At 70.7% G+C, this 25190-nt stretch carries 17 protein-coding genes; 7 read left to right on the top strand and 10 right to left on the bottom strand.

Annotated elements, in window-relative coordinates; translation table 11 throughout:
• Positions 1-6: 6 nt before the first annotated feature.
• From QJS31_RS06780 to QJS31_RS06750, 7 genes are all read left to right on the top strand, one after another.
• Complete coding sequence (locus QJS31_RS06780) at positions 7-531, top strand: YiiD C-terminal domain-containing protein (protein WP_282784088.1); 525 nt, start codon at positions 7-9, stop codon at positions 529-531.
• Positions 531-1421 carry an alpha/beta fold hydrolase gene (locus QJS31_RS06775; protein WP_282784087.1) on the top strand — a complete coding sequence of 297 codons (891 nt, stop codon included), beginning with the start codon at positions 531-533 and terminating at the stop codon, positions 1419-1421. The genes QJS31_RS06780 and QJS31_RS06775 overlap by 1 nt, the downstream gene beginning before the upstream one ends.
• A 10-nt stretch (positions 1422-1431) precedes the next feature.
• The gene (locus tag QJS31_RS06770) at positions 1432-2562 is read left to right on the top strand and encodes an ABC transporter ATP-binding protein (RefSeq protein WP_306356213.1); all 1131 of its coding nucleotides are present in this window, start codon (positions 1432-1434) and stop codon (positions 2560-2562) included.
• A gap of 32 nt (positions 2563-2594) precedes the next feature.
• Positions 2595-3962 (top strand): ABC transporter substrate-binding protein, encoded by a 1368-nt coding sequence (locus QJS31_RS06765; RefSeq protein WP_282784083.1) that lies wholly within the window; start codon positions 2595-2597, stop codon positions 3960-3962.
• A complete protein-coding gene (locus QJS31_RS06760; RefSeq protein ID WP_306356212.1) occupies positions 3959-4843 on the top strand; it encodes a metallophosphoesterase in 885 nt (294 codons plus the stop codon). The genes QJS31_RS06765 and QJS31_RS06760 overlap by 4 nt, the downstream gene beginning before the upstream one ends.
• Before the next feature lie 84 nt (positions 4844-4927).
• Positions 4928-5806, top strand: coding sequence for a carbohydrate ABC transporter permease (locus tag QJS31_RS06755; protein WP_306356211.1), 879 nt, complete (start codon positions 4928-4930; stop codon positions 5804-5806).
• A gap of 19 nt (positions 5807-5825) precedes the next feature.
• Positions 5826-6638 (top strand): carbohydrate ABC transporter permease, encoded by an 813-nt coding sequence (locus QJS31_RS06750; RefSeq protein WP_282784092.1) that lies wholly within the window; start codon positions 5826-5828, stop codon positions 6636-6638.
• A 58-nt stretch (positions 6639-6696) separates the two neighbouring features.
• On the opposite strand, the gene QJS31_RS06745 is transcribed toward QJS31_RS06750, so the two are convergent.
• The 10 genes from QJS31_RS06745 to QJS31_RS06700 form a co-directional block, all read right to left on the bottom strand.
• Complete coding sequence (locus QJS31_RS06745; protein ID WP_282784077.1) at positions 6697-8073, bottom strand: acetyl/propionyl/methylcrotonyl-CoA carboxylase subunit alpha; 1377 nt, start codon at positions 8071-8073, stop codon at positions 6697-6699.
• Positions 8070-8654 carry a biotin/lipoyl-containing protein gene (locus QJS31_RS06740; RefSeq protein ID WP_306356210.1) on the bottom strand — a complete coding sequence of 195 codons (585 nt, stop codon included), beginning with the start codon at positions 8652-8654 and terminating at the stop codon, positions 8070-8072. The genes QJS31_RS06745 and QJS31_RS06740 overlap by 4 nt, the downstream gene beginning before the upstream one ends.
• Positions 8651-10333, bottom strand: coding sequence for an acetyl-CoA carboxylase, carboxyltransferase subunit beta (accD, locus tag QJS31_RS06735; RefSeq protein WP_306356209.1), 1683 nt, complete (start codon positions 10331-10333; stop codon positions 8651-8653). The genes QJS31_RS06740 and accD overlap by 4 nt, the downstream gene beginning before the upstream one ends.
• Positions 10330-11898, bottom strand: coding sequence for a PfaD family polyunsaturated fatty acid/polyketide biosynthesis protein (locus QJS31_RS06730; RefSeq protein ID WP_306356208.1), 1569 nt, complete (start codon positions 11896-11898; stop codon positions 10330-10332). Before QJS31_RS06730 ends, accD begins: the two co-directional genes overlap by 4 nt.
• Complete coding sequence (locus QJS31_RS06725) at positions 11895-14105, bottom strand: beta-ketoacyl synthase (protein WP_306356207.1); 2211 nt, start codon at positions 14103-14105, stop codon at positions 11895-11897. Before QJS31_RS06725 ends, QJS31_RS06730 begins: the two co-directional genes overlap by 4 nt.
• Entirely contained in the window at positions 14102-20437 is a 6336-nt protein-coding gene (locus QJS31_RS06720) for a polyketide synthase (RefSeq protein WP_306356206.1), read from the bottom strand. The genes QJS31_RS06725 and QJS31_RS06720 overlap by 4 nt, the downstream gene beginning before the upstream one ends.
• Before the next feature lie 33 nt (positions 20438-20470).
• Positions 20471-21070, bottom strand: coding sequence for an SGNH/GDSL hydrolase family protein (locus QJS31_RS06715; protein WP_306356205.1), 600 nt, complete (start codon positions 21068-21070; stop codon positions 20471-20473).
• Entirely contained in the window at positions 21067-22320 is a 1254-nt protein-coding gene (locus QJS31_RS06710; RefSeq protein WP_306356204.1) for an NAD(P)/FAD-dependent oxidoreductase, read from the bottom strand. Before QJS31_RS06710 ends, QJS31_RS06715 begins: the two co-directional genes overlap by 4 nt.
• Before the next feature lie 140 nt (positions 22321-22460).
• Positions 22461-24122 (bottom strand): long-chain fatty acid--CoA ligase, encoded by a 1662-nt coding sequence (locus QJS31_RS06705; protein ID WP_282779588.1) that lies wholly within the window; start codon positions 24120-24122, stop codon positions 22461-22463.
• 87 nt (positions 24123-24209) lie between these two features.
• Complete coding sequence (locus QJS31_RS06700; protein ID WP_143980059.1) at positions 24210-25142, bottom strand: LysR family transcriptional regulator; 933 nt, start codon at positions 25140-25142, stop codon at positions 24210-24212.
• Positions 25143-25190 lie beyond the last annotated feature (48 nt).

Here is a 25190-nt window from a genome sequence, read left to right as displayed (position 1 = left end):
GCACCGATGACCACGAGAACCATGTCCGGCTTCGCCGCGGCGTACCCGGAACTCGACCCCGACGCCGTGGATTACGGCTACCTGCGCGATGTCTCGCAGGCCATGGTGCCGTTCGGCCGCCAGGTCGGCACCGTCGTCACCGAGATCTCCGCCGACCGCGCAGTGGTCGAGATCCCGGCGGGCGACGCCGTGGGCAATCACATGGGCACCGTGCACGCCGGGGCCCTGTTCACCGCCGCCGACATCGCGGGTGCGGCGGCCTTCGTGGGCGGGGCGGCCACCCGGCTGCACACCATCGCGCAACTGGTACTGCGCGGCGGATCGGCCTCCTATCGCAAACCGGCGCTGGGCCGCATCCGCGCCGTCGCCACCGTCGATCCGCGCGAGCTGGCCGAGATCCTGACCACCACCGAGTCGCGGCGCTTCGAAGTGTCCGGCAAGGCGGCCCTGCTCGACGACAACGACGTGACGGTCGCCAAGTTCACCTTCGACTACGTGTGCGATGTGGCCATCGCCGGGGCGGAGGCGTGATGACCACCGCGACCCCCGAATCGCGCTCGGAGTTCGGTGACCTGGCGTCGACCCGCGTCGAGACCTCCGACGGTGTCGCCTTCACCGTGCGGTGGCTGCCCGCCGAGCGCGCCGACGCGCCCGTCGTGCTGATCTTGCCCGCCATGGCCATGAAGGCGCGCAACTACCTGCCGCTCGCCAAAGCGTTGCACGCCCAGGGACTTTCGGTCGCCACCGTCGACCTGCGCGCCCATGGTGAGGCGACGCCGCCGCTCGGCGAGCACACCGATTTCGGCTACCGCGAAATGCTGGAGATCGACCTGCCCGCCATTGTCGGCGCGGTCGAGCAGCGCTTCCCGGGCGCGCCGCTGCACCTGTTCGGGCACAGCCTGGGCGGCCAGCTCGCCCTGCTGTTCGCCGCCGCCGAACCCGAGCGTGTCGCCGGGGTCACGGTGATCGGCACCGGCACGGTGTTCTGGTGGGCCTTCGGTCCGCGGCGCTGGTTCGAGGCGCTGAGCCAGATCCAGTGGATCGGCCTGGTCGCGCGGTTCAAGGGCCATTGGCCCGGCGGGGTGCTGATTCCCGCGCCCATGCCCGGCGGCGTCATGGTCGACTGGTCGGTCCACTCGCTCACCAGCTACTACCGCCCGCGCGGCACCTCCCGGCGCTACAACAGCCTGCTAGCGCGCATGACGCTGCCCGCCCTGGTCATCTCGCTCTCCGACGACGTGCTCGGGCCGAAATCCAATGTCGATTTCCTGGTCTCGCGCATGCCCGCCGCGCGGGTGAGCCGCTGGCACATCGACGAGGACTCGGAGGTGGCGCATCGCGACCATTTCCGGTGGGTGAAGGACGCCCCCGCCATCGCGGCCGGTGTGGCGACATGGATCACGACCGGCACGCCGGTCTGAAGGAGAACCGGTGGCCCGGCTGCACATCGACGCGGTATCCAAGAAGTTCGGCACGGAGTACGCGGTGCGCGAGGTGAGCCTCGACATCGCCGACGGTGAGTTCATGGTGTTGCTCGGCCCCAGCGGCTGCGGCAAATCCACCCTGCTGCGCATGATCGCGGGGCTGGAGGAACCGAGCTCGGGGCGCATCCTGCTGGACGGCGACGACATCACCGACGCCGCACCGCAGCGGCGGGATCTGGCGATGGTGTTCCAGAGCTATGCGCTGTACCCGCATCTGACGGTGGCGAAGAATATCGGCTTCCCGCTGCGGTCGCGCCGCCAGCCGCGCGCCCGCATCGCCGAACGGGTCGCCGAGGTGGCCCGCACGCTGGAGCTGTCGGCGCTGCTGGATCGCCGCCCGGCCGCGCTGTCGGGCGGTCAGCGGCAGCGAGTCGCGTTGGCGCGCGCCATGGTTCGCGATCCGGGCGCGTTCCTCATGGATGAGCCGCTGTCGAATCTCGACGCCAAACTGCGCAGCGCCACCCGCGCCGAACTCATCGCCCTGCACCGCCGTCTCGGGGCCACCTTCCTGTACGTGACCCACGACCAGGTGGAGGCCATGACCATGGCCACCCGGATCGCACTGCTCGACGCGGGCCGGGTGGAGCAGGTCGGCACCCCCGAGGAGCTCTACGACCGGCCGCGCACCGCCTTCGTCGCCGGATTCCTCGGCTCCCCACCCATGAACCTGTTTCCCGCGGTCGTCACCCGGCGCGACGGCGGGTTGCGGGTGATGGCCGACGGCATCGACGCCGCTCTGGACATCACGGCGGATTCCGGCGAGGACACCGTGGTCACCGCCGGAATCCGCCCCGAACGGCTGCGCGTGGATGCCGCCGCCACCGCCGTGCGCGGGCGCGTGACCATGGTCGAGAACCTGGGCAGCGAGGAGCTGGTGCACGTCGACACCGGCACCCACACCCTGTGCGCCCGCGCCCCGCGACCGGCCGGGGTGCGCGCGGGCGAGGAGGTCGGCTTCCGAGTCGACCCCGCCCAGATCCACCTGTTCCATCCCGACTCCGGACTGCGCCTGACCTGGCAGGAGCCGCACGCGGATCCGACACCGACCCCGGACGCGGCAGCCGTGCCCGTCCCCTGATGTCCGCACCACCATTCGATGAGGAGAATCCCGTGAAACGCACCGCGCCCTTCCTGGGCCTGGTGTTCGCCACCGCCGTCGCAGTCAGCAGCTGCGGCCTCGGCGGCACCACCGCCACCGAGGCCACGACCACCGCACAGGTCCCCGAACTGCAACCCGACCAGCAGGTGTCGATCGTCTTCGAGTCCTACAACTACGGCCTGGCCGGGGCGTGGACCGACACCTTCAACGAACTGATCTCGGAGTTCGGCGAGCAGCACCCCAATATCAAGGTCACCGCGCAGAAGCCGCAGGGCAACAGCCCCAACCCGGCCACCGACACCATTTCCAGCATCCAGAACCAGATGGTGGCGGGCACCACCCCCGACGTGGCCCAATTGGGTTTCAGCGACCTGGATTTCACCATCCACCAGTTGCGGGCCAAGCCACTCGACGTACTGTTCGGCGCGGACGAGGTGCAGCGCAACTTCGACGGCCGGATACCGTACGCCGACCGCGCCCGCACCCTCGACGACTGGGACGGCCACACCTACGGCGTGCCGTTCGTGTTCTCCACCCCGGTGCTGTACTACAACGCGACCCTGTTCACCGAGGCCGGTCTGGACCCGGCCGAGCCTCCGGCCACGTGGGCGGAGGTGGCCGACGCGGCACAGGCCATCAGCACGAAGACCGGTAAGGGCGGCGTCTACATCGACTGCCTCACCAAGACGTCGAAGGACTGGTGCTTCCAGGCGCTGGTGCGCTCCAACGGCGGCCGCGTCATCTCCGAGGACCGCCGCACCCTCACCTACGCCGACACCCCCGTCGTCGAGGTCACCCGGATGGCACAGGATCTCGTGAACTCCGGCAGCATGCCCAAGCTCGCGCAGAAGCAAGGGTACGAGGGTTTCGCCCGCGGTGAGATCGGCATGATCCTGGAGACCAGCGCCGTGCAGGGCGTCTTCGTCAAGGGCGCGAAGGACAAGTGGGATCTGCGCTCGACCACCATGCCGCGCTTCGGCGACAAACCGACGGTGCCCACCAATTCCGGTGCGGGCCTGCACATTCTGTCCAACGACCCGGCCAAGCAGCGGGCGGCCTGGGAGCTGATCAAGTTCCTCACCAGTGAGGAGTCGTATGTGAAGATCTCGCAGAACATCGGCTATCTGCCGCTGCGCACCGGCCTCATGGACGAACCCGGCTCGCTGGGGGCGTGGGCGGCGGCCAATCCGCTGCTGGCCCCCAATGTGGCGCAGCTGGCGGCCATGGAGCCGTGGGTGTCCATGCCGGGCGACAACTATCTCCAGATCCGCGACGGCATGATGGATGCCGTCGAGGCCATCGTGTACCAGGGCGCGGATCCACAGTCCACCCTGACCGCCGCCCGCACCGAGGGCTCGAAACTCCTTCCGGCCGCATGAGATCCCACGAGATGCGGGACCTGACCGTCATCCAGCTCACCGACACCCACATCCGTCCCGCCGGTGAACGCCTCTACGACGCGGTGGACACCTACGAGAATCTGCACCACGTGCTGGACCGGCTGCGTGCCTCCGGACCGGTCGACGCCCTGGTGCTGTCCGGCGACCTCACCGACAACGGGTCGCCGGAGGGTTACCGGCGGCTGCGGGAAGCGGTGGAGCCCGCAGCGGCCGAACTGGGCGCGGTGGTGGTGTACGCGATGGGCAACCACGACGAACGCACCGCCTTCGGAGTCGAACTGCTGGGCCACGCACCCGGTGCGGTGGCACAGGACGTCCCGCACGATCAGGTGGTCGAGGTGGCGGGCCTGCGCATCATCGCGCTGGACAGCACCACGCCGCGTCGGCATACGGGCAAGCTGGAGCTCGACCAGCTGGCCTGGCTGACCGACCAGCTGCGGCGACCCGCGCCCCGCGGCACCCTGCTGGTGCTGCACCATCCGCCGCTGCGCTCGGCCATCCCGGCGGCCGAACTGCTCGGCCTCGGGCAGATCGAGCTGCTGGAGGCGGCGGTGGCCGACAGCGATGTGCGGATGATCCTGTGCGGGCACAACCATATGACCGCGGCGGGCAGCCTGGCCGGTATCCCGGTGTGGGTGGGTCCGGCGCTGGCCTACCGCATCGACGCCATGGCCCCGGTGGGCCGCCAGCGGGCGGTGAGCGGATTCGGTTACAGCCGTGTCGATGTGCTCGGCTCGGCCTTCGTGGTGAGCGCGGTGGAGGCCACGCCCGCCCCGGAGCTCTACAACCGGGCCGAGGGCGACATGCTGGAGTATCTACGGTCCATCGACCAGCGTGGCGATCACGCGGGAACCCGGTGAGCGGTGTTCGTCGTCGCTGAACGAGCTGAACGACCGGCGGCGTCGCGGCCCACAGTGGCCGCGGCGCCGCCGCCGCGTCGCCCCGTGGTCCGGCGGATCGTGCGGGGGCTGTCCCCGTACCTGTATCTCGCGCCCGCGCTGTTCCTGCTGTTCGTGTGGACCTATCAGCCGCTGGCCCAGGCGTTCCAGCTGTCCACCTACTCGTGGAACCTGCTGCCCAGCTCACCGATGCGCTCGGTGGGCACCGCCAATTACGAACGGCTGCTGGACCTTCCGGCCTTCTGGGACTCCCTGGGCCGGACCGCGGTGCTCATCGCCGGCATGCTGCCGTTCACGGTCGTGCTGCCGGTGCTCATCGCGCTGGCGAGCCGTCGGGTGCGCGGGCGGTCCCGCACCCTGTACCACGCGCTGGTGTTCGCGCCGTTCCTGGTCGCGCCGGTCGCCGCCGCGGCGGTGTGGCGCTGGCTGCTGCATCCCGGCAGCGGGTTCGTGGACCAGGTGCTGGGCACCCACCGCAACTGGGCCTACGACGCCACCACCGCCCACGCCGTGATCATCGGCATCACCGGCTGGCAGCTGCTGGGCTTCGCGGTGCTGGTGGTGTGGGCCGGATTGGCCGGTATCAGTGGGGATTACGACGAGGCGGCCCGGGTGGACGGCGCGAGCCCGGGGCAGATCCGGCGCTGGATCACCCTGCCGCTGCTGTCGCCCACGCTCATGTTCCTGGTGCTCACCACCGTGCTGCTCAGTCCCACCCTGACATTCCCGCTCATCGACTCCATGACCCAGGGCGGACCCGCGCAGGCCACCACCAACATCTACTACCTGCTCTGGGACTACGCCTTCCACAGCTTCGACGCCGGACTCAGCGCGGCGGCGGGGGTGCTGCTGTTCCTCGGCTTCGGCGTGCTCGCCGGAATCCTGGTCTGGATCTCGGAAAAGGTTGCCTTCCATGACGACTGACCGCATGACGACTGACCGCATGACGATCGACCGCGTGCGGACCCTCGGCAGCCATCTGCTGCTGGCGGCCGCCTCGCTGCTGTGCGTCTTCCCCATCTACTGGCTGTTCGCGACGGCGCTGCGCCGCCCCGAGGACATCACGTCGCTGTCCCCCATCCCCTGGCCGGTGTCGCTGGGCAACTACGCCGACGCCGCGCACAAGGTGGACATCACCGGGCTGATCGCGAACACCTTCTTCGTGGCGGTGCTCTCGGCCACCGGACAGCTGCTCATCGCGCTGCTGGCGTCCTACGCCTTCGCCATGTACACCTTCCCGCTGCAACGGCTGCTGTACCTGGCGTTCGTCGGCACCTGGCTGGTCCCCTTCCAGGTGACCATGCTCCCCAACTACATCCTGCTCAACCGCCTGGGCCTGATCAATTCCCTGATCGGCGTGGTACTTCCGACGCTCTGCTCGGCCCTGGGGGTGCTGCTGCTGCGCCAGCACATGGCGGCCTTCCCCAAGGAGCTCATCGCGGCCGCCAAGATCGACGGCCGCTCCTCCTGGTCCATCCTCTGGACCGTGGTCGTCCCCAACCTGCGCCCGGCCCTGGCGGCGCTGGGCATCCTGCTGTTCATCAACGCCTGGAACGAATATTTCTGGCCCGCGGTCGTTCTCCGCCAATCCAACAGCGTGCTGCAATTGGGCCTGCGCAGCTTCATGGGCACCGAGGGCGATCAGTGGGGCCCCATGATGGCCGTGGCCAGCCTCGCCTGCCTGCCCGTCCTGCTGCTCTACCTGGTCCTGCAACGCCACATCGTGAACGCCTTCGTTCGCTCGGGTCTGAAGTAGCGTGACCGAATACGCCTGCGGCCCACCACGGATCACTCCGTGGTGGGCCGCTCGGTTGTCAGGGTGTGCAGGACCGGACCGCCGCGCGGGTGGTGAGGGTGCCGATGAGGGCGGTGTCGTGGGTGGCGGCGCGGAAGCGGGGGTGGTCGAGGATGTCGTGCAGGAACTCGGTGGTGGTGGCGATGCCGGGACCGCGCAGGACGGTCTCCGCGAGCGCCCGGCGCATACGGGCGATGGCGGCCGGGCGGTCCGGAGCCCAGACGATGAACTTGGCCAGCAGCGAATCATAGTGCGGCGGAACGGCATATCCGGTACGGATGTGGGTGTCGACGCGGACGAAGGGGCCGCCCGGCAGCAGGCATTCACCGAGTGTGCCCGGGGCGGGGGCGAACTCGCGCTCCGGATCCTCGGCATTGATCCGGCATTCGATGGCCACGCCGTGCGGACGGACAGCGGCGGCCGTGAGCCGTTCTCCCGCGGCGACACGCAGTTGTTCGGCCACCAGATCGACGCCGGTCACCATCTCGGTGACCGGATGCTCCACCTGCAGGCGGCAATTGACCTCCATGAAGTAGAACTCGCCGTCGGGGGCGAGCAGGAATTCGAAGGTGCCCGCACCCACGTAGCCGACCGACCGCGCGCCCCGCACGGCCGCGGCCCCGATGCGCTCGGCCAGCTCCGCGGACAGCCCGGGGGCGGGCGACTCCTCCACCAGCTTCTGGTGTCGGCGTTGCAGCGAGCAGTCGCGCAGGCCGAGATGCACCACGGTGCCGTGCGTGTCGGCGAGGATCTGCACCTCCACATGCCGGGCCGATTCCAGATAGCGCTCCACGTACAGGCGGCCGTCGCCGAAGACCGCGGCGGCACCGGCGCGGGTCTCCTGCCAGGCCACCGCGAATTCGGCGGCGTGGCGGACCACCCGCATGCCGCGCCCGCCGCCACCGGCCACGGCCTTGATGATGACCGGGTAGCCGATGTCGTCGGCGAGCGCCTGCGCGGCCTCCACCCCGTCGATCGGGTCGTGGCTGCCGGGCAGCAGCGGCAGTCCGGCAGCGCTCATGAGCGACCGCGCGGTGGACTTGTCGCCCAGGCGCGCCATCACGTCGGCGGGTGCGCCGATGAAGACGAACCCCTCCGCCTCGCACACCTCCGCGAAATCCGGGTTCTCCGACAGGAATCCGTAACCCGGATGGATGGCGTCGGCCCCGGTCGCCCGGGCCGCCTCGATGATCGCCGGAATGTGCAGATAGCTGCGTTTGGCCGGACCGGGGCCGATGCGCACCGCGCGATCGGCCAGCCGGACCGCCGCCGCATCACGGTCCGCCTCCGAATACACGGCGACGGTGGCGATGCCGAGTTCGGCGCAGGTGCGGATGACGCGCACGGCGATCTCGCCGCGATTGGCCACCAGCACCGTGCGGATGCGGCCGATCACCGGACTTCCTCGAAACGGATGAGCGGCTGCCCGTACTCCACGGGTTCGGCGTCGCCGACCAGGAATTCGACCACCCGCCCGGCGCGGGCGACCGTCACCGGAATCATGAGCTTCATCGCCTCCACGATGCCGACCTGCTGACCCGCCCGCACCGGGTCACCGTCGGCGACGAAGGCTGCCGCACCGGGCTCGGGAGCGCGGTAGAACACACCGACTGTCTCCGCGTCGAGAGTGAAAGTGCCTACGTCCGAGCCGTTTCCCTGGACCGGCACGACCGCATCCGACCCGGCGGCGGCCGACAACGCATCCACGGGCGCGACCGCGCCATTGGCGACGGCGGGGGACGCACCGGCATGGGCGGCGGACGGAGCCGCATCGCACGCGCCCCGGTCCTCCCAGCTGATCCGCAACAGCACCGGCCCATTGGCGACGGTCACCGAGGTGGGTGCGGGCGCGGTCCCGGACCGCACGGTGAGCGCGTGCCGGGTGAGCACCGCCAGGCTGTGGTCCGCCTCGGCGGCGCTCACGGCGCGGCCCGCGGTTCCGGTGGGCAGGGTCTCGGTGGGTAGGGTCTCGGTCATCGTGTCTCCTGAAGGTCTTCCCGGGCGATACCGAAGGCGCGGAAGCGCTCCTGCCGCCCGGCGAGCAGGTCGGCCGTCGGCCAGGTCCGCAGTTCGTGCACCGCCAGCCGCAGGGCGCGGCCCAGCGACTCGGTGGCGGCGAGGGGATCGCGGTCGGCGCCGCCCTCGGGTTCGGGGACGACCGCGTCGGCGATGCCGAGTTCCAGCAGGGCGGCGGCGTCCACCCGCAGTGCGGCGGCGGCGCGGGGCGCGGCGGCCGGATCCTGCCACAGGATGGCGGCGCACCCCTCGGGGCTGATCACGGAGTAGACAGCGTTCTCGCACACCAGCACCCGGTCGGCCAGCGCCAGTGCCAGCGCGCCCCCGCTGCCGCCCTCGCCGGTGATCACCGACACCACCGGAACCGGCAGTCCAGCCAGCAGTTTCAGGGATTCGGCGATGGCGACGGCCTGCCCCTCCCGCTCGGCGGCCACCCCCGGATAAGCACCGGCGGTGTCGATCAGGGCGACCACCGGCAGTCCGAGCTTGGCCGCCAGCCGCAGCACCCGCGCGGCCTTGCGGTACCCGGCGGGGCTCGGCATGCCGTAATTGCGTCGCGCCAATTCCGCTGCGGTACGACCCTTCTGGGTGCCCACCACCGCCACCGGGACATCGCCCAGGCGGGCCAGTCCGGCAATCATGGCCGGGCAGTCGGCGGCCATCCGGTCGCCGTGCAGTTCGGTGAACTCCTCGAACGCCCCCGCGAGGTGATCGAGGGTGGTGGGGCGGCCGAGCCTGCGGGCCGCCCGCACCCGCTCCCACGGGTCGCGGGCGGCCAGCTGGGCCGGATCGGTGTGCACGGCACCGGGATCGGGCGCCGGGGTGCGGGTGGGCCGCACGGTCAGCCCGACCAGCCGGATCAGGGTGTCCCGCAGCGCCGATCGGTGCGCGATCAGATCGACGATGCCGTGTTCGAGCAGGAACTCGGCGGTCTGGAAGCCGGGCGGCAGGGTTTCACCGATGGTCTGGCGAATGACGCGCGGTCCCGCGAAGCCCAGGCGCGCACCGGGTTCGGCGATGATGATGTCGGTGCTGGTGGCGAAGGAGGCCGCCACCCCGCCGTAGGTGGGATCGGTGATCACCGAGACGGTGAGGATGCCCGCCTCGTCCAGGCGGCGCAGCGCCACACTGGTTTTGGCCATCTGCATGAGGGCCACGATGCCCTCCTGCATGCGCGCGCCCCCGGAGGCGGTGACGATGATCAGGGGTGACCGAGTGGCCAGCGCGGCATCGGCGGCGGCGGTCACCGCCGCGCCGACGGCGCCGCCCAGACTGCCGCCGAGGAACCGGAAGTCCATGACCGCCAGCACCACCGGGATGCCGCCGAGGGTGGCGCGCACGCAGCGGATGGCGTCCGGCATGCCGGTGCGCTCCCGGGCCTGCGCCATCCGCTCCGGATAGGGGCGGGAATCGACGAAGCCCAGCGGATCTCGCATTGCCGCCGGCGCCTCGATCGGCACCGCCGAATCCGCGTCCACCAGGTGTTCGATGCGCCGGTCGGCGGTGAGCATGCCGTGGCCGTCGCATTCCGGGCACACCCCGGCGGCGCGCTCGTAGCGTGCCGCGTAGATCATCGCCCCGCAGGCCGGGCACAGCAGCCACGCCGTGCCCGTCTCGTTCCGGGCTTCGAGTGTGGTCATGAATCCTCCCTCGGACGCGGCACGTACCGGGCGCAGACGGCGGGCAGCCGCAGTCCGGCGGTGCGCAACTGGGCGACACGGGTGAGATGGGCAGCGCCGACCATCATCTGGTGCGCCATATCGGCGACACCGCGGTTCTCGGGGGCGGCGAGATAGGTGCCCGCGGCCCAGCGGTTGAATCCGCCCATGGCGGGGCCGCACCAGATCTGGTAGTCGGCGGTGCGATCGGCCTCCCCGCGAATGCTCCAGCCCGACGACAGCCCCAGATACCACCGGAAGACAAGGGCCATCCGGGCTTTCGGGTCGTCGGCGGCGCGGGTGAGCTGGTCGGGATCGCGTTCGGTGAAGTACGCCACGCACTCGCGCCACACCTGGTCCAGCGGACGCCGGAACAGCGTGGTCTCCAGATCCCGCCGCACCGCCGCGGGCAGGGCGTCGATGCCGTCGTGCGCCCGGTACAGGTCGTAGAGGCGCTGCGCGCGAGTGGCGAACATGGTGCCGCGCCGCAGCACCTGCACCTGCACCCCGAGTTCGAACATGTCCGAGGACGGGGCCATGACGCAATCCGCGAATTCCGCCGCGGCGAGCAGCCGTTTGGTGGCCTGACACTGATTCGCCTCGCGGGCGGCCTGGTTGATGGAGCCGGTGACGATATAGGCCGCGCCCAGGGCGAAGGCCGCGGCGGCGGCATCGGGGGTGCCCATCCCGCCCGCCGCCCCGATTCGGACCCCGGCGGCCGCCGCGACCGTGCGCGCGATCCGGTCGCGGGCCGCCACGAGTTCGGGCAGCAGCACCACCAGCGGCCTGCGATCGGTGTGGCCACCCGAATCCGCCTCGGCGGTGATGTCGTCGGCCAGCGGGACGCGCTCGGCCAGCCGGGCCTGCTCGGCGGTGAGCACACCGCCCTCGACCAGCGGGCGCAGCAGCCGAGCCGGGGCCGGGCGCAGGAACAGTTCCGCCACCTCCACCCGGGAGACCTTGGCGATCAACCGATGACGGCTCTCGATGCGGCCCTCCCGATTCACCGTGAGCCCGGCGGCACGGTAGCGCACCACCTCGGGAGTGAGGTCCATGAAGGCCGACGCCTCCACACAGCGCACGCCGTGCCGCAGGCAGGAGTCGACGATCGCCCGCTCCAACGCCAGCTCCGACGGGCTGTGAATCAGGTTGCAGGCGAACGGTTTGTCGCCCAGCCGCCGCGACAATTCCGCCAGCGCGGACTCTACGGCGGCGGGCGGTACGCCCGCCGCCCCGTAGGAGGCGAGGTATCCGGCCTCGGCCATGGCCGCGACCAGCGCCGGGGAGGCGATGCCATTGGCCATGGCGCCCGCCGCATAGGCCGCGCGCACTCCGTGCGCGGCCCGGAAACCGCTGTCGCCGAGCTGTTCCGGCGGCAGCGGCCCGACGGCGGCGAGCACCCGCGTGCGGGCCGCCGTCGCCTCGTGGGCGGTGGCGGCCACCCGGCCCTCGTGCCGGATGATCCAGCAGGGGCGGTCCAGGTCGAGCAGCAGCGCGTTGATCTCCTCGGCCGTTTCGGCCACGGCCGGGTATCCGAGTGTCGTCACGGTCGGGCCTTTCGGTCGACGAGTTCGACGGCGAGGTCGACGAGTTCGTAGATGCGCAGCCCGGGCTTCCACAGCGAGCCGTCCACGGTGACGGTCACCCGCCCCGGCTCCCGCCGCACCGTTTTGATGTGCGCCTCGAGTTCGACGGTGCCGTCGGTGGGCAGGAACTGGCCGCGATAGCGCCAGCCGAACGCGACGTCGGCGGGGATGCGGAAGGCGGGATCGCCCATGTCCGAGGCGAATCCGGCGTCGATCATCCATTCCTGCACCGCATGGATCACCGATTCCACGCCCAGCGACCCCGGAATCACCGGATCGAGGTGGAAGTGGCGGGCGAAGAACCAGTCCGAGGGGTCGATCTCCCGCAGCGATCGCAGGTACCCCGCGCCGTGCTCGCCGCCGCCGTCCACCACCTCCACGCGGTCGATGAGGGCCAGCGTGCGGCGGGCGCACAGGCGGGCGGCCGGATCGGCGCGGCGGGCCGCCACGTCGACGACCCGGGTGCGCGCCTCGGGATGGCGCGCCAGCCAGGTGGGTGCGAAACGTCCTGCGTCCAAGCCGGTCTGGTTGGCCAGCGCCTCGTCGCTGAAGTAGCCGAACATGGTTTCGCCCCGGTAGAACGGCGCACCGTCCACGCTGAGCGTGTAATCGAAGGTCTGGAGCGAGGATCCGGGCAGGATGGTGGTGGACAGCAGCCGCGAGGACTGCACGATGGTGCGATCGCGCAGGTCGACCTGGCGCAGCACGGTGGCGGTACCGCCGAGGTTGCGCAGACTGAGCGTGGTGCCGGGCTGGGTCAGGGTCGGTCCCGCGTAGTAGCCCATGAGCAGCGCCGCCTGTAGCGAGGTCTCCATGTACACGAAGTGCGGCATGGATTCGTCGGCGGTGTCCGCGTAGTACCAGGAATCGGCCGGGGAGTCGTATTCGGTGGTGTAGGAGGCGCTGTCGAGCTGCCCCCGCGCACCGTCGAAGGTGAGCACCCGATCCACCAGCAGCAGCCCGCCGGTCGGCAACCGGGTGGCCCGCACCCCGGTGTACGCCTCGAATTCCGGTCCCATGGCGATACCCTGATCCCCGCGGGCCAGATGGGCCATGTGGAATTCGTTGAGCAGCGGCCCGCGCCCCGCCGCGCCGGGACCGACATCCGCACCGGCCGCCTCGATCACCATGACGGTGACCTCGAGCGCGGCGGCGTCACGGAACTCCGCCCGCGCCCGCACGAACGGCCGCGGCACGAGATCGAGTGCCTCGACCACCAATTCGACCGTGCCCGAACCAGTCACCGGCGTGCCCACCACCCCCGTGCTGAGCGTGCTCCCGGACAGGCACAGCGGCATCCCGGTGAACAGGGCGAACACTTCGGCCACCTGGGTCGCCGCCGCGCCCGTATCCCCGTCGAAACGCGCGACGACCCGGCCGTTTCCGGCACCGCCGTACAGCTCGATATCGGTGACCTCGGTCAGCACCAGCGCCCCGTGACCGGCGAGCCGCGCCGCCGAGTCGACCCCGGCCCGCCGGTAGGACGCCCCGAACACCTCGGCGACCTCCCCGCGCGCCAGCGTTTCCAGGGCCGCGCGGCCCAACCGGGTGCGCCCGCTCCGGGCGAGCGGCTTGAACGCCCCTTCGGGCGCGGTGACACGGCGGCTGTCGTTCGTCGTACCGGTGCCACCATCTCGTCCGTACGCGCCGACTCCATTCGAATCCCCGGCCGGTGGCGAATCCGCGGTGCTGCCCGCAGCAGCCGTCTCGACCCGCTCGCCACCGTGATTCAGCAGGGCCGGTGGCGTCGCGGCCCTTCGCGGTTCGCCGTTCGCATCGGGCGGTTCCGGTTGCCCCGCCCTCGAACCCACCCGCCGCCACAGCGCCCATTGCATGGCCGTCTGTGCCGACAGCGCGGCGCGATGCGCGGCCACCACTCCGGCTCGAATCTCCGCCAGCGGGTTCGCGGCCGACGCGCCGGGCACATCGACGCGCGATTCCCGTCCCGCCGCCGCATCCGGTCCCCCGGCTACCGCCGAGTCCACGGCCCGCACCTCGACCGGCGCGGTAGTCCGCTCGCCCGCCGCACCGGCACGACCGTCCGGGCCGGCCGGTACCTCCGGGGCCGCTTCGCCTCGCCGCTCCCCCTCCGCGCCCATGGCCGCGGTTTCCGCCCGCCCCACTCCCGTCGGGTCGAAGGCGATTCCGTCGAATTCCAGTCCTGTCATGCCGTCCACCGCCTCACCGAGGTCCGGAACTTCTCCGTCAGATCGGGGGTCGTCACCACGGTGACGTCCGAGAACCGTTGCAGTACCGTGCCGTCCGCGCTCAGGGCGGTGGCGTCGATGCGGGCCTCCATGCGGGCGGGCCGGGGGTTGTCGACCAGGAGCAGGAAGGGCTCGCCGGTCGGGAGGGGTGCGTGATAGTCGATGCGGCCGATGCCGAGTGGCAGGCAGGCCGTACCGAGCAGGCGGTGGCCCAGGACCGGCGGCCCTTGCAGCACGAGGTCCGCCGTGACCGGGTTGTGCAACCGGCCCGCGTAGGCCCCCAGGGCGACCGGCTCGGCCGGGAGGGAGCATTCGAAGACGATCGCGGCGTCGCTCTCCGACCGTATCCGGCGCAGCCCCTGGAGCGCGGGGGCGTGGAATTGGACGGCGTCGCGGTATATCCGCTGGGCATCCGTTGCTACGCCGTCCGGAATCCGCGGCCGGGCAGTGGGTTCCGATGCCGCGCCGTACAGCAGGGTGGCCCGGAAGTGAGCGGTGGTCTCGCCGAAGACGGTGGCGCGCACGGCATCGTGCCCGTCGATCGACCCGATCGGCTCGATCTCCAGTTCCAGCGCGGTCACGGGATGGTCGAAGACCAGCCCCTTGAGCACCTGGAAGTCGTGCACGCCCATCACCGTTCGTCCCGCTCCGGCGCGCTCGGCGAGATTGACCATCGCACCCAGCCCGAACGTCGCCGGGAGCACGATGTGCTCGCCGATCCGATGGGCGGCGATGACCGGTTCGTCGACGAGTCCGGCCAGTCCGCGGCGGGCCCGGAGCGGCCCCGTTTCCACCGCCCCCGTCGACAGCGGTGTCGCCGCGCCGACGAGCAGCACCGATTCCGCCCGCCGCGCCGTGCTGAACTGAGCCGTGAACGCCGCCGCACCGGCGGCCGGATCCAGCAGCGGGATGCCCCGGCTCCGGAAGTGCTCGCGCAGTGCGGCGGTCACCATGCCGCCGTCCCACGCGCCCCAGTCCAGCGCGGTCACCCGGCGTTCCGGGTAGCGGCGGCCCCAGCCGACGGCGAAGCGGCTCAACGCCTCGTTGGCCGCCGCGTAGTCCGCCTGCCCGGCATTGCCGAACAATCCGGCCACCGAGGTGAACAGCACCAGGTGCCGGGGTGCTTCGACGACCGCCAGCACCGCGGCGAGTCCGGCGAGCTTGGGGCGCAGCACCCGGTCGATGGATTCCGGCGTCTTGTCGGGGAGCAGGGAATCCGCGAGCACCCCGGCCCCGTGCACGACCCCGGTGATGGCGTCGCGCCACGGCAGTAGCGCCCAGCGCAGCGCTTCGGCGTCGGTGGCGTCGACCGCCACGTAGTCGGCGCGCTCGCCGAGTTCGTCCAGCACGGACCGGATCTCGCGCACCGCACGCACGCCCGCGCAGTGCCGGTCGATCTCACGCGGCGTCACGCCGTTCCCGGCCAGCGCCCGCACCGCCGCTGCCTCGAGTTCCGCATCGGCCACGCCGTGTGCCCACTCCGGGTCGGGCACCGGTTCGGTCCGGCCCAGCAATACGAACCGGGCCGGGCATACGCGGGCCAGCGCCCGCACACAGGTCGCCGTCACCCCGCGCGCACCACCGGTGACCAACAGCACGTCGTCCTCGGTGAGGTCGTCGACCTCGAAGTCGGTGTCGGCGTGCACGATATCGCTGTCCCGCGCCGCCGCGTGCCGACTCGGCACCGGGGTGCGCCGCCGGCCCGCCGCGTCCACGCCGACCTCGACGGTGTCCCGCGCCGCATCGCACAGTTCCTCGAGCACGATCTCGGCCAGCTGCCCCGGCAGTACCGCCGGATCGATGTCCAGTGCCCGGCAGAACAGCGATGGCTGCTCCGCGGCAAGGGTTTTCACCATGCCGCCGAGGCCGCCCAACAGGGCCGCAACCGGTGCGGCTCCCTGGAATCCGAGCTGCCCGTCGATCCGCGTGACGGTGACGAATCCGGCCCGGCCGCTCGCACCGCCCAGTACCGGCAACGCCCGTCCGGCCACCAGGATGCCGTCGCTCAGGACGCGTTGCGCCTGTTCCCATTCCGACGCTACCCCCGCGACCACCACGCACACATCCGCCGGAGCCCCGCCGAGGTCGGCGGCGCCGTCGGCTCGCCGTACCTGCCAGCCCCGCTCGCGCAGTTCCTCCTCCACCGCCTCGCAATCGGTTTCGGCGGAGTGGTCCAGGCACACCACCACGGCGCGCCCGGCCGTCCGATACGGATCCACGACGAGATCCACCGGCGCGAGTTCGACGAGTTCGACGAGGTGCCGCGGCGTCCGGGCCGCGGCCTCAGCTTTTGGGTGGACATCACCCCCGACCAGTTCCGCCACGATCTGATCGAGAGTGCGCAGCGTCCCCAGTTGCTCGGGGCCGAGACTCGGTAGCGCGGGGAAGCGTTCCTGGAGTGCGCCGATCACCTGCACCCGCTTGATCGAATCCACCCCGAGGTCCGCCTCCAGATCCATGGCCGGATCGATCATCTCCACCGGATAGCCGGTCTTCTCGGCCACGACCTCGAGCAGGGTCCGCCGCAGCGCGTCGTCCGACGCCGCCTCGGAGACGGACGGTCCGTCCCCCGGTGCCTCCGCCGTATCAGGCTGTTCCTTCGCCGTATCGGGCTGTGCCTCCGCCGATCCCGCCAGCAGTTCCGCGATCTGATCCAACGTGCGCAGTGTGCCCAGTTGCTCGGGACCGAGACTCGGTAGCGCCGGAAAACGTTCCTGTAGCGCCCCGATCACCTGCACCCGCTTGATCGAATCCACCCCGAGGTCCGCCTCCAGATCCATGGCCGGATCGACCATGTCCACCGGATAGCCGGTCTTCTCGGCCACCACGTCACGCAGCGCCTGCCGCAGAGTGTCGCTGGAGACGACCGAATCGGCCGCGGCCGCACCGGGGACGGATTCGATCCCCGGCGACGCGGACTCGGCATCGGCCCGATGCGACGAGTTCGCCCCGTTCCCGGTCGACCGCGATGCGGTATCCGCGGGCGGCGGCACGATCGCCCCATTGCCGGAGACCAGCGACCGCTGTGCGGTGTCTTCCACTACCCGCGCCGTGTGGCCCGGCGCGAGCGACCGCATCGGGTCGGCGTCCACCGTGAAGGCGGTGGCACGCGGCGACACCGACCCCCCACCCTCCAGCTCGGCCAGCTGCGCCAGCACCTCGCTGGCTCGCGAGTGGCTGTCGCTGATGGCCACGCCGTGCTCCTTCACGGCCTCGATGGCGCGCACGGTCAGATCGTCGAGCGCGCCGTCGCGCAGCGCTCCCGCGAGCCCGCGCGCCAGGTCGAGCTGGCCGTCCAGGTAGTGGCGGTGGGTGTGCAGATGCTGGGCGAGGGCGCTGTCCAGGGCGCTCGCGGGCTCTCGGTACTGCGGGTCCGCTGACACGTGGTTCTCCGATTGTCCGTTCGAGGGAATGATCGCGGGCGAGGGGGCGGGCACCGGCACGGGAGCCGGTGCCGGTGGCGCGGGAGCGTCCACGGTGGCGCGATAACCGTCCGACAGGGCGGCGGCGTAGGCGGCGCGACGGCTCTCCGGCACGTACTCGGGAGCCGAAAGCGTCACCGCCATGGCGGGTTTCGAGGTGACCGCCGGCGGTTCGGCGACGGCGAAACGATTGATGCCGCGAATATCGAAGCCCAGCACGGCCAACCGCACCGCGGCCCGCTTGAGCGCGAGGTCACCATTGCCGATCGGCCCGGAGTCGGTCGCGATGGCGATCACCTGGTCGCCGTAGGTGCGGCGTACCAGCGAGGTCAGCACCTGCTTGGGACCGAATTCCACGAAGACGGTGCAGCCGTCGGCCCGCATGGCGGCCAGCGCGTCGGCGAACTCCACCGGATTGCTGAGCTGCGCGGTGAGGGTGGCGCGATTGCCGTCGTCGTCCTCGCCGTAGGCAGCGCCCCGGGTATTGGCGTACACCGGCGCGTCCGGCGCACCGATCTCCACCTCCGCGACCGCCGCCCCGAACGTCGCCACCGCATGGCCGACGTACGGCGTGTGGAACGCACCGGACACCGGCAGATGCCGGAGCGCCCAGCCATTTTCGGCACACCGCTCGGTCACCGTCGCCACTCCGTCGGTGCCACCGCCGACCACGACCTGATCGGGCGCGTTGTGATTGCAGATCCACACGTCGTCGATACCGTCGATGAGCGCCTCCACCACGTCGCGTGCGGCGGCGATCGCGACCATGGTGCCCGCGTCCACGCCGTCGGCCACCGTCATGGCCGCGCCGCGCGCCCGCGCCAGCCCGAAGAACTGCTCGGTGGTGACCGCACCGGCGGCCCACAGCGCGGTGAGCTCACCGAAGCTGTGCCCGAGGTACCCGTCCGCCCGGAATCCGTACTCGGACAGCACCCGGTACTGCCCCGCCGACAGCGCCCCGATGGCGGGCTGCGCGAATTCGGTGCGGCGCAGGGTGTTCTCCTGCTCCTCCCGCGTGGACTCGTCGAAGGCGGGCGGCGGGAACACCACCGCGCCGAGTCGCACCGGCGCATCGGCGAATCCGGCGTTGGCGGCGTCGAAGGCCGCGCCGACGGGTGGATTGTTCAGCGCCGCGTCGGCACCCATATCGACATACTGGCTGCCCTGACCGGCGAACAGCGCGCCGACCTTGCGGTCCGGCAGCGCCGCCGCCCGGAAGTACACGCCCTCCGGGTGATCCCAGTGCGCCGCATCGGGGTTGCGCACCAACTCGTCCACCGCGAGCGCCCGCAGATGGTCGGTGGAGTCGTCGTCGATCGAGACGAATCCGATGCGGGCGTGGTCCTCCGGAATATCCCCGCCGTCTCCGCCCGCGCGGTCGCGCACCGCGTCGATGAGCGTGGCCACGTCGGGCGCGTGCCACAGGTGGGCGCGCGGCACCCGGTGCAGCACCGGCCCGCGCGTCGCGTCCGCCTCCTCCAGCACCAGGTGGAAGTTGGTGCCGCCGAAGCCCATTGCCGAGGCCGCCGCCCGCCGCACCGGCCGCCTCGGGTCCCGGATCCACGGCCGGGTGCGACTGTTCACGTAGTACGGCGCGGTCGCCGCGTCGATCTCGGCATTGGGGGCCTCGACATTGATGGTGCCGGGCAGCACCTTCTGGTGCAGGGCCAGCGCGAGTTTCATGACGCTCGCCGTGCCCGCCGCTCCCTTGGTGTGGCCGATCTGCGATTTCACACTGCCCAGCGCCGCGAACCGGGTTTCCGAACTCGCCTCGGACAGCAGACCTTTCAGCGCCGTCAGCTCGGTCTTGTCACCGACGGCGGTGCCGGTGGCGTGCGCCTCGATGAGTTCGACGTCGGCGGGCGAGCAGTCCGCGTCGGCGTACGCGCGATCCAAGGCCACCCGCTGTCCTTCGGCCCGGGGCGCGTAAATGCTCTTGGAACGCCCGTCGCTGGAGGAGCCGAGACCGCGGATGACCGCGTAGATCCGATTGCCGTCGCGCCGGGCGTCGGCGAGGCGGCGCAGCGCCAGCATGGTGATGCCCTCACCCAGCAGGGTGCCGTCGGCCCCGGCCGCGAACGGGCTGATCCGCCCGCTCGGCGACAGCGCGCCCACCTTGGAGAAGCACAGGTAGATGAATATGGTGTTCTCGGTGTCCACCCCGCCGGTGATCATCATGTCGGCCCGGCCGTCGCGCAGCTCGGCGATGGCGGTGCGGATGGCGGCCAGCGAGGCCGCGCAGGCGGCGTCCACGGTGCAGTTCATCCCGCCCAGGCCGAGGCGGTTGGCGACCCGCCCGGCGACCACATTGGCCAGCAGGCCCGGGAACGAGTTCTCCTCCCAGGGGGCGAAGGCCGCGACGAATCGGTCGGCGATGACATCGGCGTCCCGGTCGGTGAGCCCCACCGAGCGCGCGGCCTCCTTCAACACCGGCGTGGACAGCCGCGCGGCCAGCGGATGCATGAGCGGGACCGGCCCGGTGGTGCCGAGCACCACGCCCGTCCGGGCCGGGTCGTACCACGGCGATCCGGTCGCACCGGCGTCGGATAGCAGATCCCGAGCCACACCCAGGCTGAGGGTCTGCATGGTGCTGGTCACCTCGAGCTGGTTGGGCGGCAGCCCGAACTCGAGCGGGTCGAAGTCGATATCGGGCAGGAAAGCGCCACGGCGCGAATAGGTTTTGTCCGGGGCGGCCGGATCCGCGTCGTAGTAGTCGTCCAGGCTCCACCGCGACGGCGGCACCTCCTCGGTGCAGTCCACGCCGTCGATGATGTTCTGCCAGTACTCACGGTGATTGCGTGCCTTGGGCAGCAGGCCCGACATCCCGACAATGGCGATCGGGTCGTGTGCCAGGCGTCTGTCGTCCGTCACGGTATTCCTCTCGAACCGGGGCTGATCCGCCGCTCAGGCGGCGACGATGGAGGCGGTGCTCGATGCGATGAGTTCGGCCGCACCGGCGGCGAACAGGCGGTGGCCCAGCGGGCTCGGGTGCAGGCCGTCCTCGGTCCACACCTGCGGGCGGGCCCATTCGGCGTCCTCGGCGATCGGCAACACCAGCGTGCCGGTCGCCGCGGCCACCCGTCGCACCGCGTCATTGGCGACGTGGAATCGTTCGCGCAGCAGTGCGCGGAAGCTCTCCGGAACCGGCAGGCGCGCCGGAATATCCGGGTAGTCGGCGGTGAACACCGTGGCGCCGCCGCGCGTCAGCGTGCCCAGAATCTCGGCCAGATTGTCCTCGAAACGATCCGGGTCGTAATCACTGACGAGATCGTTGACGCCGACCACGACCCCGTACAGCGGCGCGTTGGACGCCGCCGCCGACGGCAGCTGGGTGCGCACCACATCACCGGTGGTGGCCCCGTGCGTACCCAGGTTGCGAATCATGCTGGGCCGCAGTCCCAATTGCCCGCCGAGCCGGACCACCCAGCCCCGGTACCCCCCGGACGCGGCCGGATCGCCGCGTCCCTCCACGAAACTGTCCCCGACCGCGGTCAGGCTGGTCATAGCGCCGCCTCGGGCGTATTGGTCACATGCCGCGCGTGCTCGGGGAACCCGACCTGCTCGTACAGTTCGGCCAGCTCCTGCTCGCCGAAGAACTTGTCCGGCGGGTACAGGCCCGCGATCAGGCCGAAGAACTTCTTCGAGTAGTCCGGGCTCATGCTGGCGGCGCGGAACACCGAGTCGTAGTACGGAGTCAGCGTCAGCTCGGAAATGCTCTGGGTCAGCTCATAGGTGCTGGCGCTCTGGGCGTCACGCTCACGCTGGTACTCCGGCATGGTCTCCTCGAAAGGCCGGTCGCCGGACAGGCTCTCACCGGCCAGGTCGGCCAGCAGCTGCGCGTACTTGAAGGCGTCGGTGATGCCCCAGCCGGTGAACGGGTCCTTGTGGTATCCGGCGTCGCCGACCAGCGCCCAACCGGGCCCGTAGGACTGGCGGCGGTAGTTGTCCGGGTACAGCATGGGCCGGAAGGGCTCCACGCGGCGGCCCGAATCCCGCAGGCGCGCACCGATCTCGGGGTCGATCTGCTCGACGATCTCCTGCACGCCAGCGTCCGGATCGGCGCGGAACTCCCGGAATCGGTCGCGCTTGCGCATGACCGCCACCAGCGACAGCTCGTCATTGGTGGGCCAGGCGGCGAACTGCTGCTCACCGAATCCGGTGCGGTGATGCATGCCCCAGTCCACGCCCTCGTAGTACGAGTAGTAGATGAAGCAGGCGGCCGGGGAGCCCTCGTAGACCGGTGCGCCGACCTCCTTGGCCACGATCGAGTTCGCGCCGTCCGCGCCGATCACCAGCGGAGCGCGGAACTCCCGCTCCGCGCCGTCGCCCACCCGGCCGCGGATGCCGGCGACCCGGTCGCCGTCGCGCAGCAGTCCGGTGACCGTGAAGCCCTCGATCAGTTCGGCCCCGGCCTCCCCGGCGGCGTCGACCAGGACCTTGTCCAGCACCGTGCGGCGCGGGCAGTACACGGCGTCGATGCCGTCGGCCGACGGATCGGCCATACCGTTGATGACGATATCGGTGTAGGTGAAGTTCAGGTGGCGGATGGGCGGGCAGCCGGTCGCGGTCACCCGATCCAGCAGACCCCAGGTCTTCAGCAGACTCAGCCCGGCCTGGTGGACGTAGTGGGTGGAGGGGGTGTCGCTGGGGAAGGTGGCCCGGTCCACGGCCAGCACCCGGAAACCCTGGCGCGCCAGCAGCATGGCCAGTGGCGCACCCGCCACGCGAGTTCCGACAACAATGACGTCGTACATGATCGCATCACTTTCGGTGGTCGAATGTCGTATTCGAGTCTGCGGCCGAATTCATGCGGAACTACTGTGGGGCAAAGCAATTCATCGGCCGATCGGTCCCGGCTATCGTCGGCGGGAAGTGGGCGGAATTTCGCGCGATGTCACCCGCGCGACATATACAGCTGATCGATATCGGCGGCGAATGCGGCCGAAATGGCCTCGCGGCGCAGTTTCTGGGACGAAGTGAGCAGGCCGTTGTCCACCGTGAAATCACCGGAGACAATGCGGAAAGACCGAATGGATTCGGCCCGGGACACCAGTGAATTCGCCTCGTCCACGGCCTCCTGCACGGCCGCGGCCGGATCCTGTCCCGGACGGTCCGCGCGCCACTGCTCGGCCCGCTGGGCGTCCAAGGTCACCAAGGCGGTGATGAAGGGCCTGCCCTCGCCCACCACCATGCAATTGCTCACCAGCGGATGCAGCCGCACCCGGTCCTCCAGCGGCGTCGGCGCGACATTCTTCCCACCGGAGGTCACCAGGATCTCCTTCTTGCGCCCGGTGATGCGCAGGAAGCCGTCGTCGAGTTCGCCGATATCGCCGGTGTGCAGCCAGCCATCGGCGTCCACGGGACGCTGGTCGGCCGCCGCGCCCCAGTAGCCGGGCGACACGTGCGGGCCGCTCACCAGCACCTCGCCGTCGGCGGCGATGCCCACGCCGGTGCCCGGGATGGGGCGACCCACGGTGCCGAGCCGATTGGTCTCCGGAGCGCTCACCGTCACCGCGGTCGCCGCCTCGGTCAGCCCGTAGCAGTTGAGGATCACCACGCCGAAGCCCGCGTAGAACCCGGCCGTCGACTCGTCCAGGGACGCGCCGCCGGAGATGACGTAGCGCAGCCGTCCGCCGAAGGCGTCCGCCACCGGATGGTCCACCGGTTCGGGCGCGCCACCGGCGGTGAGCAGCCGCACTCCGCGCTCCACCGCCGCACGCTCCTCGTCGTCGGTGAGCAGCGCCCGGCAGTGCTTGCGAATCTTCTCCAACGCGTAGGGAATCAGGGCCAGGAAGGTGGGCCGCAGCCGCGCCAGCGCCGGCACCAGGTCCGGCACGCTCGGCAGCAGGTGGGTCCGGCTGCCGCCGTACAGGCAGGCGAACAGGATGGTCTGGCCGAAGACATGGGACAGCGGCAGCGCCAGCACGGTGGTGCCGTCGAAGATGCCGCCGGTCTGGCGCACCGTGTTCGCGGCCGTCACCGTCATATTGCGGTGGGTGATCATGCAGCCCTTGGACAGCCCGGTGGTGCCGCTGGTGTAGACGATCATGGCGAGGTCGTCGGCGCGCACCCGCTCGATCCGGGCATCCAGTTCCGGGCTCGCCGCACCCTTGGCCCACACCGCGACGTCGTCGAAGGTCCACACCTCCCCCGCGCCCGCGGCCGCCAGCCGGTCGGCGTCCGCGCCGGTCTCGGCGGCGAAATGCGCACTGCCGCTGTCGCGCAGGATGTGCTCGATCTGGGCGGGTGACGAGGTCGGGTACACCGGCACCACCACCGCGCCGACGGCCAGCGCCGCGCAGTTGAGCAGAGCCCACTCCAGCCCGGTGCGGCCCAGCACGGCCAACCGGTCACCGGCCGCCACCTCCCGCTCCAGCAGCGCGGAGGCCAGTGCCCGCACACGGGTGTCGAGTTCGGCGCAGGTGAGTGGGGTGCCGTCGGCGCCGCACAGCGAATCCCGTTCCGGATCGCGCCGCGCCGCCTCGGAGACGATCGTGTACAGACTCGCGGTATCGGGTGGGTCGAATCCGTCCGGGGTGAAAAACACTGTGTTCACGAGTTGAATTCTTCACGGCGACAATGATTCTCGTCGCCGTCGATACCGCGGTTCCTACCGCGCGAGTGTCATCTCCTATCGAACCGCTCAGGCCGACAGCGCTTGGGCATCATCGAGCTGTGCCGGTTCCGCGGATTCCATGCAATCGAGAAACAGCGACACCGCCGGATTGGTTTCCGCGGCCCGCCATACCGCGTACAGATCCAGGGTCGGCACCGGATCCGACAATTTCACCGCGACCGACGCACTGCCGGGCGCACCCATTCCCATCGAAATCGCCCGGGGCAGCGAGGCGAAGCCCACGAACGGGCGCACCGACACCATATGGGCGGTGGCGCCCGGATCGTCGGCGGTATGCGAGACGGTGAGCGAAATCCGATTCTGCGCGGCCGCCCGGAAGATGGAGTCGTACATGGCGGGACACTGTTCGCGGGCGAAGAGCACGCACTCCTGCCCCTGGAGTTCGGCGAACGGCACACTCGGCCGGTCGGCCCAGCGGTGCCGACGGCCCACCACCGCCACCAGCGGCACCCGGTGCAGCAGCCGCCGATACCGGAATTCGGCGGTGGACGGGTGGCCGTAGACGAGGGCGAGGTCGAGCGAACCGTCCGCCAGTGCCGCCAGCTGCGGTCCGGTGCGCTTCTCCCACAGCGACACCACGATATCGGGGTGCCGTTCGGTCATTCGGGTCAGCGCGTCCGGCAGCACGTGTCGGCTGGCGGGCAGGTTGTAGCCGATGGCGAGGGTGCCCGCGCGGCCCTCGGCGGTCGCCTTCGCCACCTGCGCGGCCCGATCGAGTTGGGCGACGATCTGGCGGGCCTGGAGTTCGAACTCCCGCCCCGCCGCGGTGAGCCGCACCTCGTGCGAGTTGCGGGCCACCAGTTGGACTCCGAGGGATTTCTCCAGCTTCTGCAGCTGGGCGCTGAGACTTGGCTGGGTCAGATGCAGGCGCTGCGCCGCGCGGCCGAAGTGCAACTCTTCGGCGATCGTGATGAACGAAACGAGATGTCGGAATTCCATGACGCCGACTCCTTCCGAGTACCCGTCACGGTAGCCGGAGCAGGTAAC

Origin of the sequence: Nocardia sp. CC213A (assembly GCF_030766805.1) — a bacterium.
Taxonomy (GTDB): Bacteria; Actinomycetota; Actinomycetes; order Mycobacteriales; family Mycobacteriaceae; genus Nocardia; species Nocardia otitidiscaviarum.
Note: the sequence above shows the minus strand (reverse complement) of the source record. Positions and strands in the feature narration are given on the sequence as shown.

Bases quoted from the DNA above. Each gene is read 5' to 3' on its own strand.
- QJS31_RS06740 (WP_306356210.1), bottom strand. From the start codon at position 8,654: ATGACCGAGACCCTACCCACCGAGACCCTGCCCACCGGAACCGCGGGC.
- QJS31_RS06710 (WP_306356204.1), bottom strand. From the start codon at position 22,320: ATGTACGACGTCATTGTTGTCGGAACTCGCGTGGCGGGTGCGCCACTG.
- QJS31_RS06715 (WP_306356205.1), bottom strand. From the start codon at position 21,070: ATGACCAGCCTGACCGCGGTCGGGGACAGTTTCGTGGAGGGACGCGGC.
- accD (WP_306356209.1), bottom strand. From the start codon at position 10,333: ATGACCACACTCGAAGCCCGGAACGAGACGGGCACGGCGTGGCTGCTG.
- QJS31_RS06725 (WP_306356207.1), bottom strand. From the start codon at position 14,105: ATGACAGGACTGGAATTCGACGGAATCGCCTTCGACCCGACGGGAGTG.
- QJS31_RS06780 (WP_282784088.1), top strand. From the start codon at position 7: ATGACCACGAGAACCATGTCCGGCTTCGCCGCGGCGTACCCGGAACTC.
- QJS31_RS06775 (WP_282784087.1), top strand. From the start codon at position 531: ATGACCACCGCGACCCCCGAATCGCGCTCGGAGTTCGGTGACCTGGCG.
- QJS31_RS06760 (WP_306356212.1), top strand. From the start codon at position 3,959: ATGAGATCCCACGAGATGCGGGACCTGACCGTCATCCAGCTCACCGAC.
- QJS31_RS06750 (WP_282784092.1), top strand. From the start codon at position 5,826: ATGACGATCGACCGCGTGCGGACCCTCGGCAGCCATCTGCTGCTGGCG.
- QJS31_RS06700 (WP_143980059.1), bottom strand. From the start codon at position 25,142: ATGGAATTCCGACATCTCGTTTCGTTCATCACGATCGCCGAAGAGTTG.